This window comes from Methylobacterium sp. WL9, from assembly GCF_008040035.1.
GTDB lineage: Bacteria > Pseudomonadota > Alphaproteobacteria > Rhizobiales > Beijerinckiaceae > Methylobacterium > Methylobacterium thuringiense.
This window is the reverse complement of record NZ_VRVE01000008.1, coordinates 50568-70138: the sequence shown is the minus strand read 5'-3', so window position 1 is coordinate 70138 and position 19571 is coordinate 50568. Positions and strand designations below refer to the sequence as shown.

Genomic DNA, 19571 nt, shown 5'->3' with positions numbered 1-19571 from the left:
TCCGGGCCAAACACAGAAAACGTCCGGACCGCCCATGCGGCCGGATTTCAATGGACCTGATGCCAACACGGCTAAGCCGCGAAGTAATCCTGCAAGGCGCGGACCTGGAGATCGCCCTCAAGGTAGGCTTTAATTCCCTCGGCCGCCGCCATCGCTCCGGCGAGAGTGGTGTAGTACGGCACTTTATGCAAGAGGGCCGTGCGGCGGAGCGAGCGGGAGTCCGAGAGGGCTCCCGCACCCTCCGTGGTGTTGAAGACGAGCTGAATGTCGCCGTTCTTGATGGCGTCGACGATGTGCGGCCGGCCCTCCAGAACCTTGTTGGTCCGCTCGGCCGGGATGCCGTTCTCGAAGAGGTAGCGCTGTGTGCCGCCCGTGGCGATCACGCCGAAGCCGAGTTCGTGCAGCGCCCGCACCGTCCCCAGGATCCGCGCCTTGTCGTCGTCGCGCACCGAGACGAAGACGTTGCCCGAGCGCGGCACGGTGGTGCCGGAGCCGAGCTGGCTCTTGGCGAAGGCGACGCCGAAGCCGGCATCGAGCCCGATGACTTCGCCGGTCGAGCGCATCTCGGGGCCGAGCAGCACGTCGACGCCGGGGAAGCGTGCGAACGGGAACACCGCTTCCTTGACCGCGATGTGATCGAGCTTCTTCTTCTTGAGGCCGAAGGAGGACAGGCGTTCGCCGGCCATGATCCGGGCCGCGATCTTGGCGATCGGCTCGCCGATGACCTTGGCGACGAAGGGCACCGTGCGCGAGGCCCGCGGGTTCACCTCGAGCACGTAGATCGCGCCGTCCTTGATCGCGTATTGAACGTTCATCAGGCCGCCGACCTTGAGGGCCAGTGCCATCGCCTTGGTCTGGCGCTCCAACTCGGCCAGGATCTCAGGCGAGAGTGAGCGTGGCGGCAACGAGCAGGCGGAATCGCCCGAGTGGATGCCGGCCTCCTCGATGTGCTCCATGATGCCGGCAACGTAGACGTCCTCGCCGTCGCAGACCGCGTCGACGTCGACCTCGACCGCGTCGGAGAGGTAGCGGTCGAACAGCAGCGGGTTGCGGCCGAGCACCGTGTTGATCTGGCCGGTCTTGTCGTTCGGGTAGCGCTGCTTGATGTCGGACGGGATCAGGCTCGGCAGGGTGCCGAGGAGGTAGTCGGCGAACTGCGCCTCGTCGCGGATGATCGCCATGGCGCGGCCGCCCAGCACGTAGCTCGGACGCACCACGAAGGGCAGGCCGAGTTCGGAGGCGATCAGCCGGCTCTGCTCGACCGAATAGGCGATGCCGTTCTTCGGCTGCTTCATGCCGAGCTTGTCGAGCAACCGCTTGAACTGGTCGCGGTCCTCGGCGAGGTCGATGGCGTCGGGCGACGTGCCGAGGATCGGCACGCCGGCGGCCTCCAGGGCGCGGGCGAGCTTCAGCGGCGTCTGGCCGCCAAACTGGACGATGACGCCGTGCAGCGTCCCGGCCTGCCGCTCGGTCTCGATGATCTCGAGTACGTCCTCTTCGGTCAGCGGCTCGAAATAGAGCCGGTCCGAGGTGTCGTAGTCGGTCGAGACCGTCTCCGGGTTGCAGTTAACCATGATGGTCTCGTAGCCGGCCTCCGACAGCGCGTAGCAGGCGTGGCAGCAGCAATAGTCGAACTCGATGCCCTGGCCGATCCGGTTCGGACCGCCGCCGAGGATGATGATCTTCTTGGCGTCGGTCGGCCGGGCCTCGTCGACGACGGTGCCGGCGAAGGGGGCGACGTAGGTCGAGTACATGTAGGCGGTCGGCGCCTTGAACTCGGCGGCGCAGGTATCGATGCGCTTGAAGACCGGGCGGACGCCGAGCGCACGGCGCTTGGCGCGCACGTCACCCTCTTCCGCGTTCGTGAGCACGGCGAGCCGCGCATCCGAGAAGCCAGCGGCCTTGAGCTGTCGGAACGCCGCCGGGGTCGTCGGCAGGCCGTGGGCCTTCACGCGGTATTCGAGATCGAGGATCGCCTGCAGCTGCTCGAGGAACCACGGGTCGATCTTGCAGGACGCGTGGACCTCCTCGTGGCTGACGCCGAGGCGGAGCGCCTGCGCGACCTTCAGCAGGCGGTCCGGCGTCGGCGTGCCGATCGCGGCCTTGATCGCGTTGTGGTCGTCGCCCTTGCCGAGACCCTCGATCTCGATCTCGTCGAGGCCGGTCAGGCCGGTCTCCAGCGAGCGCAGCGCCTTCTGCAGTGATTCCGCGAAGCAGCGGCCGATAGCCATGGCCTCGCCGACCGACTTCATGGCGGTGGTCAGCGTCGGTTCGGCGCCCGGGAATTTCTCGAAGGCGAAGCGCGGGATCTTGGTGACGACGTAGTCGATCGTCGGCTCGAACGAGGCCGGGGTGGCGCCGCCGGTGATGTCGTTGGCGATCTCGTCGAGGGTGTAGCCGACGGCGAGCTTGGCCGCGACCTTGGCGATCGGGAAGCCGGTGGCCTTGGACGCCAACGCCGACGAGCGCGAGACGCGCGGGTTCATCTCGATGACGATCATCCGGCCGGTGGCCGGGTCGATGGCGAACTGCACGTTCGAGCCGCCGGTCTCGACGCCGATCTCGCGCAGCACCGCGAGCGATGCGTCGCGCATCACCTGATACTCCTTGTCGGTGAGCGTCAGGGCCGGGGCAACGGTGATGGAATCGCCGGTGTGGACGCCCATCGGATCGATGTTCTCGATGGAGCAGATGATGATGCAGTTGTCCGCTTTGTCCCGGACGACCTCCATCTCGTACTCCTTCCAGCCGAGCACGCTCTCCTCGATCAGCACCTCGTTGGTCGGCGAGGCGTCGACACCGCGCTCGACGATGTCGAGGAACTCTTCGCGGTTGTAGGCGATGCCGCCGCCGGTGCCGCCCATGGTGAAGGACGGCCGGATGATCGCCGGCAGGCCGATCTCGGCCAGCGCGATCAGGCCCTGGCCGAGCGCGTGCTCGATGTAGCGCCGGCGCCGGTCGCTCTCGCCGCCGTTCCACTGCCGCTCGAATTCCGACAGGGCCGTCGTGCGGGCGGGGCCTTCGCCGTTCGCGGCCTCGATGCGGGCCACCTCGGCGAGGTAGCGGTCGCGGTCGGCCTTCTTGGCGGCCGAGGCGTTGGCGAGCGCGGATCTCGGGGTCTCCAGCCCGATCTTGGCCATGGCCTCGCGAAACAGGTTGCGGTCCTCGGCCTTGTCGATGGCTTCCGCCGTGGCGCCGATCATTTGCACGCCGAACTTTTCGAGCACGCCCATCTTCTTGAGCGAGAGCGCACAGTTCAGCGCCGTCTGCCCGCCCATGGTCGGGAGCAGGGCGTCGGGGCGCTCCTTCTCGATGATCTTGGCAACGATCTCCGGGGTGATCGGTTCGACATAGGTGGCGTCGGCCATGTCCGGGTCGGTCATGATCGTCGCCGGGTTCGAATTCACCAGCACGATCCGGTAGCCCTCCTCGCGGAGCGCCTTGCAGGCCTGGGTACCGGAATAGTCGAACTCGCAGGCCTGCCCGATGATGATGGGGCCCGCACCGATGATGAGGATCGAGGAGATGTCGGTGCGTTTCGGCATCGGGCGCCTTGGGTCGCAATCTGGGCTGCAGCCGCGTGCATCCGCCCTCGCGCGCCGCCGACGAGTCGGCGAGGTGCGAGGCGGGATGGCGCAGGGATGATCGTCAGGCCCCGCGTTTACACGCAGCCGCAAGGGTTTGGAAGGGTGGCGGACGGCCCGGTCAGGCGCCTGCCGCATGGCTGGTGCTCAGAGTATAATTATTCGATTTATTAAGTAATGAGACCGATTTGATCGAGTCATCGAAAGCAAATAGATGAAAGTTCGGCGATGGACGCCGGATCATTTCAGAATTATTATGAGGAAAAGGATGACGCCCTTCAGAACGTTTCTCGCAGCGTCGCTGATCGCTGCGACCTGTGCATCGGCCCAGGCGGCCGAGGTCACGATCAAGATGCTGAACAATGGCCCGGCCGGGATGATGGTCTTCGACCCGCCTTTCGTGAAGATTGCGCCCGGCGACTCGGTGAAGTTCGTGGCGACCGACAAGGGCCACAACGTCGAGACCATCAAGAACATGGCGCCGGAGGGTACCGCTCCCGTGAAGGGCGCGCTCGGCAAGGACGAGACCGTCACCTTCGAGAAGGAAGGCGTCTACGGCTTCAAGTGCTCGCCGCACTACATCATGGGCATGGTGGCGCTGGTCGCCGTCGGCGCGAACCTCGAGAATCTCGAGAAGGCCAAGGGCCTCGACCAGAACAAGATGGCCAAGCAGCGCTTCGAGCCGCTCTGGGCCAAGGCGGAAGCGAAGTAACGCGCGTCCGGACAGCAAAAAGCCGGGCCGATTCCTCGGCCCGGCCATCGTGCGATCGACGAATTCAGAATGCGGCGTGGAGCGCGGCCATGGCCCTGTCGATCGAGAGGTAGAACACGCCGAAGGCGACCAGCGCCGCAGCAGCGAATTCGTGCGTCTGGTTCGGCAGGGTCTGGAAGCGGCGCATCATCTCGCGGCCGAAATAGACCGATAGCCACGCGAGCGTCAGCACGGCGGGCATCACGAACAGATAGGAGAGCGTGCTCTCGACCCGCGCCGTGCCGGCCGCAGGCTCGATCAGGGCGCGGATGTTGCGCACCCAAGGCGCATGCACCGCCGCATAGAGCGCGGTGAGCCATGCCAAGCCGACACCGACGCCGAGATGCAGGGTGAACTGGCGATGCAGGCGCGAAAAGTCGTCGCGCGCGTCGTCGAACGTCATCCGGGAATCCCCATCGATCCGAAGCCTGCCGGTCGGCGATTCTGCGACGTGTCGCGTCCGGCTCGTGATGGGCTCTGGGTGCCGGGGAAGCTGGGGTTTTTTGTGACGGGACGGTGCCGAGACCGTGCTTTCGGCGGGTCTCGCCGGCTACGAAAGACCCGTGTGACCGATCCGTCACTATCCCTTCTGGACAGTCTCCGGCCTGTTCTCACGCATCAGGCTCACGAAGCGCTCGAACAGGTAATGGCTGTCGCGTGGGCCGGGCGAGGCCTCGGGGTGGTGTTGCACCGAGAAGGCGGGACGGTCGGTGAGCGAGAGGCCGCAATTCGAACCGTCGAAGAGCGAGACATGGGTCTCGACGGCCGTATCCGGCAGGCTTTTCGGATCGACCGCGAAGCCGTGGTTCATCGAGACGATCTCGACCTTGCCGGTGGTGTGGTCCTTCACCGGATGGTTCGCGCCGTGATGGCCCTGGCCCATCTTCACGGTGCGGCCGCCGAGCGCCAGGCCCATCAACTGGTGGCCGAGACAGATGCCGAAGGTCGGCACCCGCTGCGCCAGCAACTCCCGGATCACCGGCACCGCGTAAGCACCGGTCGCGGCCGGATCACCGGGGCCGTTCGAGAGAAACACGCCGTCGGGCTTCAGCGCGATGATGTCCTCTGCGCTCGTCGTGGCGGGCACCACGGTGACGTCGCAGCCGGCCTGGGCCAGCAGGCGCAGGATGTTGCGCTTCACGCCGTAATCGATCGCGACGACCCGATAGGAATCTCCGCCGGCGGCGCGGGTGCCGTAGCCGCCCTTCACCGTCCATGTGGTCTCACCCCAGGTCGAGCGCTCGCGGCTCGTCACCGGCGGCACGAGGTCGAGGCCTTCCATCGGAGCGAGCGCGGCGGCCCGCGCCTTCAAGGCGTCGCGGTCGAAGTTGCCGGAGGGGTCGTTGGCGATCACCGCGTTCGGCATGCCGTGGTCGCGGATCAGCGCGGTGAGGGCGCGGGTATCGATGCCGGTGATCCCGGTGATGCCGCGTGCCTTCAGCCAAGCGTCGAGATGCGACGAGGAGCGCCAGCTCGACGGCCGCGTGACGGCTGCGGCGATGACCGCGCCGCGCACGCCGGAGGCCGGGGCCGCCTCCAGGCTTTCCAGGTCCTCGTCGTTGGTGCCGACATTGCCGATATGCGGGAAGGTGAAGGTCACGATCTGGCCGGCATAGGACGGGTCGGTCAGGATCTCCTGATAGCCGGTCATCGACGTGTTGAAGCAGACCTCGCCGTCGGCGACGCCCTCACGTCCGATCCCGAATCCTTCCAGCACGGTGCCGTCGGCGAGCACGAGCAGGGCGGTGGCGAGGGGCTCGCTCCAGGGCTCGGGTGCGGGGCGCGCGGGAGCGGCGGCGTCGTGCAGCATCGATCGGATCCGGATGGCTGTCGGCCGCATTCCGGCGCCCACGGGGCGGATTCATGCGGCGAGCGATTGCGCTGCACATAACGATCCGGGCGCATGCGGGCAACGTGGTGGGACGAGGGGGTGGTGCACACTGCATTGCGTAGCTACGATTTGCTTGCTCCGAGAGCCACGAGATCGTATCGATCCGCATGTTGATCGTCTGGGACGAGCCGAAGCGCCTCGCGAACCTCGCCAAGCACGGGCTGGATCTCGCGGAGTTCGAGGACGGGTTCGACCTCGACGGCTGCACCGTTCACGAAACACGCCCGAGGCGCACGGGGCCCAGCCGCTTCAAACTGATCGGTCTCTTCGAAGGCCGCATTGTCACGGCGGCGATCGTCTCGCCGCTCGGTTCGGAGGCCCTGTCGATCGTCAGTTTCCGCCGCGCCAACCCCTCGGAGGTCCGTCTGCATGAACGCTCCTAAGCACGCGCCCGGCTACGTTCCGAACCCAGCCTACACGCAAGAGGACTGGGACGAAGTGTCGGAGAATCCCGAATGGACCGAGGACGACTTCAAGGCCGCGCGCCCGTTCGCCGAAGTCTTCCCCGAACTCGCGGAAAAACTGCGAAAGTCGCGCGGTGCCCAGAAGGCGCCGACCAAGCAGCTCGTATCCTTGCGCATCGACCGGGACGTGCTGGAGCGCTTCAAGGCGAGTGGGCCGGGCTGGCAGTCGCGGATGAACGAAGCGCTGCGGCTAGCCGCGCCAAACCTGCCCACGGCCTGAAACGCTGGCGGCTGCTTCGCGAAGCGTATAGGCACCGCCGTTTCGCCCAACGAGCCGACAGGAACCGACCATGCTGCGCGAGCGCCTCACCGCCGAGATGAAAGCGGCCATGAAGGCCGGCGAGAAGCAGAAGCTCTCGACCGTCCGGATGATCCAGGCCGCGCTGAAGGACAAGGACATCGAGGCGCGCGTGTCGGGCAACGGCACCGGCCAGATCGACGAGGCCGAGATCCTTTCGCTTCTGCAGAAGATGATCAAGCAGCGCACGGAAGCTGCGAGCGTCTACGAGCAGGGCGGCCGGCCCGAACTCGCCGAGGGCGAACGCGCCGAGGTCGCGATCATCGCGACGTTCCTGCCGCAGCAGATGGACGAGGCCGAGACCCGCGCCGCCATCGCGGCCGCCGTGGCCGAGACCGCCGCCGCCGGCCCGAAGGACATGGGCAAGGTCATCGCCGTGCTGAAGGGCAAGTATGCCGGCCAGATGGATTTCTCGAAGGCCAGCGGACTGGTGAAGGAGGCGCTTGCCGGGAAGTGACGGTCCCTGAGCGGCTGCTGCCGGTCCCCGCCCGTGGTCGCGGCGGTGGTTCCTATCGGTGTCCGGCTGCGGACGGGCCTACTCGAACAACACCCCGAGCCGGCGCCCCTCGCGGCGCACGACGATGCAGGTGCGTGGACGCCGGTGCGGGCCGGTCGTCAGGGTGAGTCGATCCGGGATCGGCTCCGGCGTGGAGACCTCGATCATGGCGCCGCCTTCGGATTCGTCCCAGACGAGGCAGTCGAGTTCGGACGACAGTCCGTGGAACTGCAGCGATCCGAAGCGGAAGGCGTTCTTGCGAGTCTCCAACCGGCGATTGTCGGTCATGGCGGGCGTCCGAGAGAAGGCCGGTACGGTTGCAGTCTCAGCTTAACAAAACGTGCGGCGGGTACACCGCAATCCTGCGAGACGGTCGTCGCGTACAGATCCGCCAACGTTTTTCGGGGCCCGGCTGAGGCAAAGCCGAGGCTCGGCCGTCCGGAGGTCGCATCAACTGAAGCCTGCGCCACGAACCTTCAGGTTCACGGCAAGGACGCTGGGGCCTGCGCACAGAAACAACCGCCGGCCGTCGGGGCCGCCGAAGGCGATGTTGGCGCACGGGCCGGGCGTCGGGATCGTGCCGAGCGGCGTGCCGTCTGGCCGCCAGACCCGCGCGCCGCTGCCGGTTCCTGCGAACACCCGGCCCTGCGCGTCGATCCTGAGCCCGTCCGGCACGCCGTCGACGACCGTCGAAAACACCCGCTCGCGGGTCAGACGGCCACCATCGCCGACGTCGAAGGCGCGGATCTCGCTCCTGCCGCCGGGGTTCTGGCTCCCACTCGACTCGCCGACGTAGAGCACCCGCCCGTCCGGCGAGAAGGCGAGGCCGTTCGGTTGCACGAATCCGTCGGCGACCGCATCGAGGCGGCCGCCTGGATCGAGCCGGAACACGAAGCGGGCCCGCTGCTCGGAGGAGCGCGTGATGCCTTCCTCCGGATTGTCGATGCCGTAGGTCGGATCGGTGAACCAGACCGCCCCGTCGCGGGCGACCACCACGTCGTTCGGCGAGTTCAACGGCTGGCCTTCGAAACTCTCAGCCAGCACGGTGAGGCGCCCGTCAGGCTCCTCGCGCACGACGCGACGGTTGCGGTGTTCACAGGTGATCAGCCGGCCTTCACCGTCGAGCGCGTTGCCGTTGGCATTGGCGGAGGGCTCGCGGAAGGTCCGGGTGCCGCTTTCCGTGACCAGCAGCATCCGATTGCTGCGCACGTCGCTGACGACGAGGCCGCCGAGCCGCTTCACCCAGACCGGCCCCTCGCACCAGCGCCCGCCCTCGTAGAGCGTCTCGACCCGCGCGCCCGGCGCCAGCACCTCCGCGAGCCCGTCGCTCGCGGCCGGGGCTTCCGCGCGCAAGGGCCGGGGCAGCAGCGTAAGCAGGCCTGCGCCGAGCAGTGCACGCCTGTGGAGAGATTGTGGATGGATCGGGTCGGCCATGGCCCGGCCAGCGCCTTCGGAACGGCTTCGCTCCGGTCCTGCGAGACGGTTGAGACTCGGGCCGGGTCGATGCGGTATCATGCCTGGTCCCGACACTCCCGAAAAGATCCGCGACCGGACTCCGTTGCGATACCCGCCTCACATCCTCGAAGAGATCCGCCAGCGGCTGCCCGCGTCGGACATCGTCGGCCGGCGGGTACGGCTGAAGAAAGCCGGCCGCGAATGGCGCGGGCTCTCGCCGTTCAACGCGGAGAAGACGCCGTCCTTCTACGTGAACGACCAGAAGCAGTTCTACCACTGCTTCTCCTCCGGCAAGCACGGCGACGTCTTCAAGTTCCTGATGGAGACGGAGGGGCTCAGCTTCCCCGAGGCCGTGGAACGGCTGGCCAGCGAAGCCGGCGTCGTCCTGCCGAAACCCTCGCCCGAGACCGAGCGGGCGGAAGAGCAGCGCAAGGGCGCGCTCGAGGTGATGGAACTCGCCGCCGTCTATTTCGAGGAGCAGCTGAAGAGCCAACGGGGCGGCCAGGCGCGCGACTATCTCGACCGGCGGGCGCTGGGGGAGGGGGTACGCCGGCAGTTCCGCCTCGGTTACGCGACGAGCGAGCGCTACGCGCTTCGCGACCATCTCGCCGGCAAGGGTGTCGAGAAGGAGCTCATGCTCGAACTCGGCCTGCTCGCCACGAGCGAGAGCGTGGCCGTGCCGTTCGACAAGTTCCGCGACCGCGTGATCTTCCCGATCACCGACATCCGCGGCCGCGTCGTCGCCTTCGGCGGGCGCGCCATGCAGGCGGACGCCAAGGCCAAGTACCTGAACTCGCCGGAGACGCCGCTCTTCCACAAGGGGCGGATGCTCTACAACCTGAACGCCGCGCGGAAGGCCGCGCATGACCGCGGCACCATCATCGCAGTCGAGGGCTATGTCGACGTCATCGCGATGACGCTCGCGGGTCATGCCGAGACGGTCGCGCCGCTCGGCACGGCGCTCACCGAGGACCAGCTTGCGCTGCTCTGGCGCCATGGCGACGAGCCGATCCTCTGCTTCGACGGCGACAAGGCCGGCCAGAAGGCGGCGTTCCGGGCGCTCGACGTGGCGTTGCCGATGCTGGAGCCGGGCAAGTCGCTGCGCTTCGCCATGCTGCCCCAGGGGCAGGACCCGGACGACCTGCTGCGCTCGGGTGGCGCTTCCGCGATCGATGCCGTGCTGGAGGGCGCGCGCCCGTTGGTCGAGATGCTGTGGGCGCGCGAGAGCGAGGCCGGCCCGCTCGACACCCCGGAGCGCCGGGCCGGCATGGCCCGGACCCTGCGCGAGGCCGTCTCGGGAATCCGCGACGAGACCGTGCGCCGGTTCTACCGGGACGACATCGAGGACCGCCTGCGTGGGCTCTCCGGCGGCGGGGCAGGGGGCCGCGGCGAGCGCGGAAACTACCGACAGGGCGGATCCTCGAACCGGCAGGGCGGCGAGACGTTCCGCCGGCGTCCGCGCCCCGGCGACCCGCCGCCGTCGCCGCGCATCGACTTCAAGTTCAGCCCGCTGTTGTCGAGCGCCACGCCCCCGCCGCGGGGCAGCGCCTTCCGCGAACGCGAGGCGATGATCGTGTCGAGCCTCCTCGTTCACCCCGAACTCCTGGGCATCGAGGAAGAGGCGCTCTCGGAACTGGAGCTGGACAACCCGGACGCACAGCTCCTGCGCGGAGTCCTGCTCGACCGTGCCGCCGACGACACGACGTCGGATTCCGAGATCATGGCCTCCCGTCTGGACCGGGCCGGATTGACCGACGCGGCGGCGCGTCTGGCGGCTCTGGTGAGGCCCGGAGACCGCTGGGCGCTCGATCCGCATGTGGATCCTGCACGGCTCGAAACGACTCTCCGGCAGGCTGTGATCTTGCACCGCAAGGCCGGAACGCTAAATAGCGAACTTCGCCAAGCTGAACGTGCCCTTGTCGACGATGAAACCGAGGCCAATTTTGCTTGGCTCTGCGACGTCAAAGAACGTCTGGCGGTGATCGCAGGGGCCGATGCCGAGGCGGAGGATCCGGAAACGGATGAAAGTTCGACACTGTGACGCGCGGAACATCGCTGCGCATGGTTAACGGTCGGTCAAGCAGCGATGCGTAGACCGACTGAAATCTGCCGGTGACGATCGGCATCCGTATTGCGGCCAGTACCGGGGAAACGCGTCCGATCGCGTCCGGTGCGGCTGCCACGAAAACATAGGCTGAGCATGGCAACGAAGGCAACCGAGCGGGACGAGACCGACGTCGCTCAGGAGCAACAGACGGACGGCCCTCTCCTCGATCTGACCGATGCCGCCGTCAAGCGTATGGTCAAGCTCGCGAAGAAGCGCGGCTATGTCACGCACGATGAGATCAACGAAGTCCTGCCCGACGGGCAGGTCGACGGCGATCAGATCGAGGACGTGCTGGCGCAGCTCGACGACATGGGCATCCGTGTCATCGAGAGCGAGGAGACCGAGGAGACCACGGCCGAGAAGAAGCCGAACGGCGAGGCGGCCGAGGACGAGGAAGCCTCCGAGGGCGGCGAGGTCGCGGAAGTCGCGCCGACGGCACGTGCCGTGACCGTGGCGGCCACCACCACCAAGGAGCCGACCGACCGCACGGACGATCCCGTGCGCATGTACCTGCGCGAGATGGGCTCGGTGGAGCTTCTCTCCCGCGAGGGCGAGATCGCGATCGCCAAGCGCATCGAGGCCGGCCGCGAGGCCATGATCGCGGGCCTCTGCGAGAGCCCGCTGACCTTCCAGGCCATCATCATCTGGCGCGACGAGCTCGTCGACGGCAAGGTCCTGCTGCGCGACATCATCGACCTCGAAGCCACCTATGCCGGCCCGGATGCCAAGACCGCGCCGCAGGTCGCAGCCGAGGGCGCGGAGGAGACCGAGGAGGCCGAGCCCGAAGGGCCGCAGCCGCCCGAGGGCGACGACGAGGACGATCTCGAAAACAACGTCTCGCTCGCCGCGATGGAATTGGAGATCAAGCCGCGCGTCCTCGAGATCTTCGATGCGATCGCCGGCAATTACCGCAAGCTGCGCAAGCTCCAGAACGAGTCGAACGAGCGCCAGGTCTCCGGCGAGAACTCGACGCCGGCCCAGGAGAAGAAGCAGTCCGAACTGAAGGACGTCGTGGTCACCGACGTGAAGTCGCTCTCGCTCAATGCCAATCGCATCGAGGCGCTGGTCGAGCAGCTCTACGACATCAATAAGCGCCTGATCTCGCACGAGGGCCGCCTGATGCGCGCCGCCGAGAATCACGGCGTCGCCCGCGACGAGTTCCTGCGCCATTACCAGGGCTGGGAGCTCGATCCGAACTGGATGGAGCGTGTCGGCGCGCTCGGCGGCAAGGGCTGGAAGAACTTCGTCGAGAAGGGCGGCCGGCAGGTCGCGGATCTACGCGAGCAGATCCTGACGCTCGCCTCCGAGACGGGCCTGCAGATCGGCGAGTACCGCAAGATCGTCAACATGGTCCAGAAGGGCGAACGCGAAGCCCGTCAGGCCAAGAAGGAGATGATCGAGGCGAACCTCCGCCTCGTGATCTCGATCGCCAAGAAGTACACCAACCGCGGCCTGCAGTTCCTGGACCTGATCCAGGAGGGCAACATCGGCCTGATGAAGGCGGTGGACAAGTTCGAGTACCGCCGCGGCTACAAGTTCTCCACCTACGCCACGTGGTGGATCCGTCAGGCGATCACCCGCTCGATCGCCGACCAGGCGCGGACCATCCGCATCCCGGTCCACATGATCGAGACGATCAACAAGATCGTGCGGACCTCGCGCCAGATGCTGCACGAGATCGGCCGCGAGCCGACCCCGGAGGAGCTGGCCGAGAAGCTGGCCATGCCGCTGGAGAAAGTCCGAAAGGTCTTGAAGATCGCCAAGGAGCCGATCTCCCTCGAAACGCCCATCGGCGACGAGGAGGACAGCCACCTCGGCGACTTCATCGAGGACAAGAACGTCGTCCTGCCGATCGATGCGGCGATCCAGTCGAACCTTCGCGAGACGACGACGCGGGTCTTGGCCTCTTTGACGCCGCGCGAAGAGCGCGTGCTGCGCATGCGCTTCGGCATCGGCATGAACACCGACCACACTCTCGAAGAGGTCGGCCAGCAGTTCTCGGTGACACGCGAGCGCATCCGTCAGATCGAGGCGAAGGCTTTGCGCAAGCTCAAGCATCCAAGCCGGTCGCGGAAGCTGCGGAGCTTCCTCGACAACTGAGCCGGATGGCCGATCCGACCAAAACCCTCCTTGCCCGGCAAGGAGGGTTTTTTCGTTCAGGGGCGGCGCGCCGGCAGCGTCCAGGCGCGCGTGGCCGCGACGGCGGCCCCGGTGCCGAGGACGGCCGTGACCGAAAACACCGCGAGCAGCGCGTGGCCGACCCCGGCCAGTCCGAAGACGGCATCGTTCAGCATGCCGACGATGAGCGGTCCCGTGCCGGTGGCCACGAGGGTCACGGTGGCAAGGAAGAACGCACTCACCCCGCCCCGCAGGGAACGCGGCGTCAGGAGCTGGATGCCGCCGAGGCCCGGTGGGCTGGCGAAGCCGAACACGGCGACGAGGGCTGCGAATCCCGAGAGCGAGCTAACGAGGCCCGGCGAAAGGCTCATCACCACGGTCGCGGGCACCGTCAGGACCAGGGCCAGGGCGAGCAGCCGCGAGGCGGCCGCGGCATCGCCGGCACGGCGCATGCGGTCGAGGAGGGCGCCGCCCGTCAGATGCCCGCACGGGGCCGCCAGGAGGGCGATCAGCCCCAGGGCCATGCCGCTCTCGGCCGGGGTGAAGCCGAAGGCGCGTACGTAGAAGGTCGGCGCCCAGGCGGCCAGCGTCTGGATCATCAGCACCGAGGCCGTCGCCGCGGCGGCATGGGGCAGGTAGGCCCGCCAGCGCCGCCGGATCCAACCGAGGGATTTCATCCGGGGCACCGGCGCGGACAAGGCGGGCACCTCGCGGATGCGCAGCAGCATCGCCGCGAGGACGAGGTTCGGCAGGACGGCGAGGACGAACAGCGTCTGCCACGGTGCCAGCCGGCCGAGGACCGGCAGATCGGCGGACCCACGCGCCGTCAGCCATCCGAGCAATGCGCCCCCCGCCAGCAGCGCGACGCTGCGGCCGAGGCTGGAGCCCGTGGTGAGCAGCGAGACACCACGGCCGAGCCGGTTCCGGCCGAGCCGGATCGCCATCAGCGAGAGGGCGGCCGGCAGGATGCAGGCCTGACCGAGGCCGAGGACGAACCGGCTCGCCAGCAGAGCCGGAAACCCGGTCGCGAGTCCGAAGGCGAGGAGCGACACGTTCCACAGCAGGATGCCGGCGAGCAGCAGGCGGCGGCGATGGCCGCGGTCGACGAGCAGGCCGAGGAGCGGTGAGACGAGGGCGAAGGGCAGGGCGTAGGCCGAGCCCTGCAGTAGCCCGAGCTGCGTATCGCTCAGGGACAGGGCTGCCTTCACCGGCGTCGCCACCAATGTCAGCAGGAAGCGGTCGCTGGAGGCCGCGAGCTGGGTGGCGGCCAGGAGGGCGACCAGAGGCCAGCCTCCCCGGTCCGATGAAGACCAGCTCAATACAGCTTGCTCACCCAGTCAACCATCAGGGCCTTGGCGCCGACGCCCGGATCTTCCGGGCTGGTGGTGCGCCCACCGCCCGTCTCGGCGCGATAACGGCCCGGCGGCAGGCCGTAGGCCGTGCGGAAGGCGCGGCTGCAATGGCTCTCGCTGGAGAAGCCGAAATCGTAGGCCAGCGTCGAGACGCTTCGGCTCTCGGTGGAATGGCGCAGGGCCGCCCGCATCTGCTCGAGCCGCTTGTTCAGGATGTACTGGGCGACGCCGCCGGCCGGCGCGAACAGCCGATAGAGCACGCTGCGGGAGACCGCGATGCCCGAGGCGATCGTGGCCGCGTCGAGCCGAGAATCGCCCAGGCGGGCGTCGATGAAGGCTTGCGCGCGCTCCAACCGCATCGCCGTCAGCCGCGCCGGCGGAACCGCCGCGCCGGGCGCATCGGTACCGATCGCGATCGCCAGAAACTCGGCGACGGCCCGCGAGACATGCACGGCGGAATGCGCCGGAACCGTATCGCGGCGGCGTGCCAGCGATCGGAGCAGATCGCCGAGAAGTCCCGTATTGGCCCGCGGCAGGATGGTGCCGTGGAACTTCCCGGCATGCGGCGCGACCGTTTCGACGACGTCGCGCGGCAGCGCGACCGTCAGGAAATGCGCGCCCTCGGCCAGGGTCCGCTGCGGCCGGGTCATGTCGAACAGGATGATGTCACCCTGTGCCAACGCCAACTCGCTGCCGATCGGCCCGCCCTGGAAGGTTCCGTCGCAGAGGAGTTGGAGCGTGAAGTGGTCGAAGTCGTCCCGCCGCACCCGAGCGGGGTTCCGGCTATGCGCGACACCGGCCAGACGGCGCTCGAACAGCAGCAATTGCTCGAAGCGGTGACCGTCGACCCGCGCATGGAACGGAGCACCGGTCGCCGCGACGTCGGAGCCGGCCGCGTAGAGGTCGCGATAGGCCTCGAAGCCCGTCGTTTCGGTCTCGGACGCGAATGTGAAGGAGGGGGTGGCCACGCGTGAGATCCTGACGGCCTGCCGGTCTTGTCCGCAAGTGCGGAAGAGCGCTTAGTCCCTTATATTGAAAGGGTGTTTCAGCCGCGTGGCGCCGTCAACGCCGTTTTGCGGGCACCGGACGATCCGTCTTGACTGTGCAAAAAATCGAGACGAATTGACCGTGACGATCGCCACCGCGGCGACGGCCCGCATCCGGAAGAACAGCGTTGATGACGGCGACCATCGTCAGGCATTCCATCCGGCTCTCGGACGGCGACGCCGCCTATCGCAGGGCCGCCTGGCAGGAGGCCATGGGGACGTCGGGAGAGATCCAGATGACGCCCGAGGAGGCCGAGCGTTTCACGAGCGAAAGCCTGTGGCGGCGCCTGGGGCCGGTGATGGTCGGGCGCATCACGGCGAGCGATTTCCGTCTCGTTCGGACGAAGGCGGCGGCCGAGCGCGTCGGTCTCGACCATGTCTTCATCAACGTCATGGAAGCGGGCCGTGGCTACGGCACCTGCGGACGGCGAAGGATGGATTTCGGGATCGGGTCGCTCATGATCACGAAGCTGTCGAGCCCGGCCGACTACACACTGGAGGGCGTCACCTTCAACGCGATCGTGCTTCCCCGCACGCTGCTCGAAACGGCGCTGGGGCCGGTCGATCCTTTCGACGGGCGGGTGTTCAAGCCGGACTCGCCCGAGGCTCTGATCGTTGGCGCGCATACGCGTGCGCTGATCGACCTGCCCGAATCGCTGGCGCCGGCCAAGGCGGCGATGGCCGGCCGCAGTTGCCTGCAACTCCTCGCGACCTGTCTCAACCGAGCGCCGCCCCTGCAGCCGGCCGGCGCCGACGAGAACGTCGAGACAGCGAAGGACATCCGGCGCTATGTCGAAGAACATCTCTCCGATCCGGATCTCGGACCCGACATGATCTGCCGGGCCTTCGCCCTGTCGCGCTCCCGGCTGTATCGCCTCATGAGCGCGACGGGCGACGTCGCCGCCACCATCCGCCGGCTGCGTCTCGCGCGGGCGCACCGCGAGATCGCCTCGCGGCGCATGGTCGACGTGCCGGTCGTGCAGATCGCGGCGCGCTTCGGCTTCCGGCAGGAGCGCAGTTTTCGGCGGGCCTTCCAGGACGCGTTCGGCTATTCGCCTGCCGCCCTGCGCGACAAGGCGCGCGCTGGCGTCCGCGTCGTGCTCCCCGCATCCGGGGCCGTCATCGAGGACTGGTTCAAGGAGCTTTGAAGCCCCTGAGGGTCCGATGCCGCCCCCACGGCATCGGACCCTCAGGGGCAGGCAACCCTAGCGCTGTGCGTCGAGACCGGCCGATCGGCGCGTCCGGCGGACGGCCGCCGTCGCGCGGCCGAAAGGCGATGAGCCGGGCTCATCGCCTTTCGGTATTACTCGGCGACCGCGCGCGTGGTGCCGGCCTTGCGGTTCCAGAATAGGCTGACCTTGCTGATGTTGCAGAGGTTCACGTTGTGGAATTCCGCGGCGTCGCCATCGTTGTAGACGACCCGGATGTCCCACTTGCAGCCGCCGCCGCCCTGGAAGCTGATGTCGGCGCTCTCGCCGTCGTCGATCGCTTCCTTGCCCATCACGTCCTTGCCCCACTCGGAGCTGCTGACCGGCCCGACATAGACTTCGTCGATCTGGTAGCCGGTGCGGTTGACGAGCGTGAAGTCCTGCTGGGCCTGGGCCATGGCGAGGCTCGGAGCGAAAATCACGGCTAGAGCGGTGAGACGAAGTACGGAATTCGGCATTAGGAATAGTCCCGGGAGTTCGAAGGCGAAGGACCCTCGGGCAAACCCGATCTGTTGAACCTCGCAAAAGCTCGTTAGGGCGGCGGCCCCGGGGTTGCATTGTCCCAGCGTCCCAAAGTCTTGATCCGGCATCTCAGTCCACAGGCTTGAAGGCCGCGGTAGAGCCCTGGCGGCACCTTGGGAGTCCGGCACGACGCGTCCATGAAAATTGGCTGTCGGCGGCCGGACGATTTCGGGCTATGTCGAGGCACGCGATCAGGCAGCCGGCAGGTCTACCCGAGGTTGTCACCCGCTTGCGTTCGCATCGCGACACGATCCATCCTGCAAACCTTGCTTTGCCCTGCGCCGCACCCACCTTGGCCATATGCTCGACGAGGACGCCACGCAGCAGCCACCGAAAGCGCTCGCTCCCACCGCCTTCGCCGACGGCTCCGAGGCGCAGGACGTTCCGTTCGGCGCGATCCAGCAGAGCGTGGGCATCCGCGACTGGCTGCTGGGCGAGGGCGCGCGGCTGCAAAATGCCAGCGACCTGCTGTCGGGATTGGCGCAACGCCTGATCGATGTCGGCGTGCCCGTCGACCGTGCCTCCACCGCGATCGACACCCTGCATTCGGAATATTCGGGCGTCGGCCGGGTCTGGTCCCGCGAGGCGGGCACCACGGTGCGGCTGTTTCCGCACGGCGAGGCTTCGGACGCGGCCTATCGCGAGAGCCCGTTCCACGCCGTCCACCAGAGCGGCGAGTGGCTGATCCTCGATCTGGCCGAGACCGATGACGGATTGTTCTCGATCATCCCGGAGCTGAAGGCCGAGGGCTACACGGCCTACGTCGTCGTGCCGGTGTTCTTTACCAACGGCACCCATAACGGCCTCACCCTCGCAACCCGGGCGAAGGACGGATTCGCCGACGAGGACATCGCGATCCTGCGCTTCATCATGCCGGCGCTGGCCGCGGTGATGGAGATGCGGATCGTCAACAAGCAACTCGACCAGGTGCTTCGGATCTATGTCGGCGACGAGCCACACCGGGCGATTCTCTCGGGCGACATTCGGCGCGGACAGGTGAAGCGCATCCGCTCGGCGATCCTGTTCGCCGACATGCGCGACTACACCCGCCTCTCGGCCGACCTGACACCCGAGGAAGCGGTCGAGCTCCTCAACCATTTCTTCGATTGCCTCGTGCCGGCGATCGAGCGCGAGGGCGGCGAGGTCCTGAAATATCTCGGCGACGGCCTGCTCGCGATCTTCCGCGAACCCGGCGACGACCTCGGCGGCGCGGCCAAGGGCGCGCTGACGGCGGCGCAGGGTGCGCTCGAGGCGCTGGCCGAGGCCAACGCCCTCGACCGCTTCGGCGGCAAGCCGGTGGCGGCGGGCATCGCGCTCCACCACGGCGAGGCCGCTTACGGCAATGTCGGGTCGGGCACCCGGCTCGACTTCACCGTGATCGGCCGCGACGTGAACCTCGCCAGCCGCCTCTCGCGGTTGAACCGGACGCTGGGCGAGCCACTTCTGATGTCGAAGCCGTTCGTCGATTTCCTCTGGGGCGACCCGGAATCCCTTGGCGAGCACGGCCTCGACGGATTTTCGGAGCCGATGGAGGTCTACCGGCCGGGCCGGAAGAGGCCGGCCAAGGCCTCGCTCGGCCAGGGCGCCGATCGCGGCTCACCGCCGGGCATGGTGATCGCGGCGGCGCTGGCGCAGGACGCGGATTGATTCTCTTCGGAGCGTCAGTCTGCACACAGTACGACAGGGTCGCATCTGGTGCGGATGATGATGTGGTTCGGCTACCCGAACGAGGGGTCCGCAGTGTGGATTAAAGCGTAACCGCGCCCGTCAGCCAAAAGCTGTATTGGGAGGCGCTACATTCGGTGAGAGCGAACACGCCTATAAAGGCTGCTTGTTCTGACCTCTTCGACATTGAATGCTACGTCGTGGGTCAGTCTGCTGCCCACCCTGGTCTGATCCGCGCTGTCGGCTCGCTACCCCCGTAGCGTGATCCGCGCGCCGGCCACGCTGAAATTCCGCAACCGCGACAGGAACGACATCCCGAGCAGGCCCGTGCCGAGACGGCCGCCCGGGATCGCCACGGCCTCCACGTAGATCTCGCCGGAACCGCACGGATTTTAAGAAGCGCGACGATCGGCGCGGGGATTGACCTCTCCTGCATCCCGGCCCACATCAGCAGCATTCCAGGGAGATCCCCGACAAGGGGCTGAGACACCGCTAGTCGCCTCACGGCAGCGCGGAAATCCTTCGAACCTGATCCGGCTCATACCGGCGTAGGGATTGGACCGCGGGTGTCTTTTTCGACAGATGCCCCAGCTTCACCGAAGCGCGCGGCACCA

16 protein-coding genes and 1 riboswitch are annotated in these 19571 nt (G+C 67.5%); of the genes, 8 read left to right on the top strand and 8 right to left on the bottom strand.

The window, feature by feature from the left end; genetic code table 11:
* Nucleotides 1–71: 71 nt before the first annotated feature.
* Entirely contained in the window at nt 72–3545 is a 3474-nt protein-coding gene (gene carB, locus FV217_RS05455; RefSeq protein ID WP_147815072.1) for a carbamoyl-phosphate synthase large subunit, read from the bottom strand.
* 307 nt (nt 3546–3852) lie between these two features.
* Here carB and FV217_RS05450 point away from each other — a divergent pair, with 307 nt between their 5' ends.
* Nucleotides 3853–4296, top strand: coding sequence for a pseudoazurin (locus FV217_RS05450; protein ID WP_147815070.1), 444 nt, complete (start codon nt 3853–3855; stop codon nt 4294–4296).
* A 64-nt stretch (nt 4297–4360) separates the two neighbouring features.
* On the opposite strand, the gene FV217_RS05445 is transcribed toward FV217_RS05450, so the two are convergent.
* Together FV217_RS05445 and carA are read right to left on the bottom strand one after the other, a co-directional pair.
* Complete coding sequence (locus tag FV217_RS05445) at nt 4361–4738, bottom strand: hypothetical protein (RefSeq protein WP_147815068.1); 378 nt, start codon at nt 4736–4738, stop codon at nt 4361–4363.
* Nucleotides 4739–4915: 177 nt separating this feature from the next.
* Entirely contained in the window at nt 4916–6145 is a 1230-nt protein-coding gene (carA, locus tag FV217_RS05440) for a glutamine-hydrolyzing carbamoyl-phosphate synthase small subunit (protein ID WP_147815066.1), read from the bottom strand.
* A gap of 188 nt (nt 6146–6333) precedes the next feature.
* On the opposite strand from carA, the gene FV217_RS05435 reads away from it, so the two are divergent.
* The 3 genes from FV217_RS05435 to FV217_RS05425 all read left to right on the top strand — a co-directional run bounded on the left by FV217_RS05435 (nt 6334) and on the right by FV217_RS05425 (nt 7445).
* Nucleotides 6334–6609 carry a BrnT family toxin gene (locus tag FV217_RS05435; protein ID WP_147815064.1) on the top strand — a complete coding sequence of 92 codons (276 nt, stop codon included), beginning with the start codon at nt 6334–6336 and terminating at the stop codon, nt 6607–6609.
* Nucleotides 6596–6910, top strand: coding sequence for a BrnA antitoxin family protein (locus tag FV217_RS05430; protein WP_147815062.1), 315 nt, complete (start codon nt 6596–6598; stop codon nt 6908–6910). Before FV217_RS05435 ends, FV217_RS05430 begins: the two co-directional genes overlap by 14 nt.
* A 70-nt stretch (nt 6911–6980) precedes the next feature.
* Nucleotides 6981–7445, top strand: a complete 465-nt coding sequence (locus FV217_RS05425; protein WP_147815060.1) for a GatB/YqeY domain-containing protein — start codon at nt 6981–6983, stop codon at nt 7443–7445.
* 78 nt (nt 7446–7523) lie between these two features.
* Here FV217_RS05425 and FV217_RS05420 read toward each other — a convergent pair whose 3' ends face one another.
* Nucleotides 7524–7772 (bottom strand): pilus assembly protein PilZ, encoded by a 249-nt coding sequence (locus FV217_RS05420; protein ID WP_147815058.1) that lies wholly within the window; start codon nt 7770–7772, stop codon nt 7524–7526.
* Nucleotides 7773–7934: 162 nt separating this feature from the next.
* A complete protein-coding gene (locus FV217_RS05415; RefSeq protein WP_147815056.1) occupies nt 7935–8918 on the bottom strand; it encodes an SMP-30/gluconolactonase/LRE family protein in 984 nt (327 codons plus the stop codon).
* Between the two features lie 124 nt (nt 8919–9042).
* On the opposite strand from FV217_RS05415, the gene dnaG reads away from it, so the two are divergent.
* Nucleotides 9043–10980 carry a DNA primase gene (gene dnaG / locus FV217_RS05410; RefSeq protein WP_147815136.1) on the top strand — a complete coding sequence of 646 codons (1938 nt, stop codon included), beginning with the start codon at nt 9043–9045 and terminating at the stop codon, nt 10978–10980.
* A 159-nt stretch (nt 10981–11139) separates the two neighbouring features.
* A complete protein-coding gene (gene rpoD / locus FV217_RS05405; protein WP_147815054.1) occupies nt 11140–13146 on the top strand; it encodes an RNA polymerase sigma factor RpoD in 2007 nt (668 codons plus the stop codon).
* Between the two features lie 56 nt (nt 13147–13202).
* Here rpoD and FV217_RS05400 read toward each other — a convergent pair whose 3' ends face one another.
* Together FV217_RS05400 and FV217_RS05395 are read right to left on the bottom strand one after the other, a co-directional pair.
* Nucleotides 13203–14483, bottom strand: coding sequence for an MFS transporter (locus FV217_RS05400; protein WP_246682718.1), 1281 nt, complete (start codon nt 14481–14483; stop codon nt 13203–13205).
* Nucleotides 14480–15484 (bottom strand): helix-turn-helix domain-containing protein, encoded by a 1005-nt coding sequence (locus FV217_RS05395; protein ID WP_147815050.1) that lies wholly within the window; start codon nt 15482–15484, stop codon nt 14480–14482. The genes FV217_RS05400 and FV217_RS05395 overlap by 4 nt, the downstream gene beginning before the upstream one ends.
* Nucleotides 15485–15693: 209 nt before the next feature.
* Here FV217_RS05395 and FV217_RS05390 point away from each other — a divergent pair, with 209 nt between their 5' ends.
* Nucleotides 15694–16710, top strand: coding sequence for an AraC family transcriptional regulator (locus tag FV217_RS05390; protein ID WP_147815048.1), 1017 nt, complete (start codon nt 15694–15696; stop codon nt 16708–16710).
* 155 nt (nt 16711–16865) lie between these two features.
* Here the strand turns inward: FV217_RS05390 and FV217_RS05385 are convergent, their stop codons facing one another.
* The gene (locus FV217_RS05385) at nt 16866–17192 is read right to left on the bottom strand and encodes a hypothetical protein (RefSeq protein ID WP_246682717.1); all 327 of its coding nucleotides are present in this window, start codon (nt 17190–17192) and stop codon (nt 16866–16868) included.
* Between the two features lie 400 nt (nt 17193–17592).
* Between FV217_RS05385 and FV217_RS05380 the strand changes: the two genes are divergently transcribed.
* A complete protein-coding gene (locus FV217_RS05380) occupies nt 17593–18939 on the top strand; it encodes an adenylate/guanylate cyclase domain-containing protein (protein ID WP_147815044.1) in 1347 nt (448 codons plus the stop codon).
* Nucleotides 18940–19408: 469 nt separating this feature from the next.
* Nucleotides 19409–19530, top strand: a riboswitch (TPP riboswitch).
* Nucleotides 19531–19571: the final 41 nt, after the last annotated feature.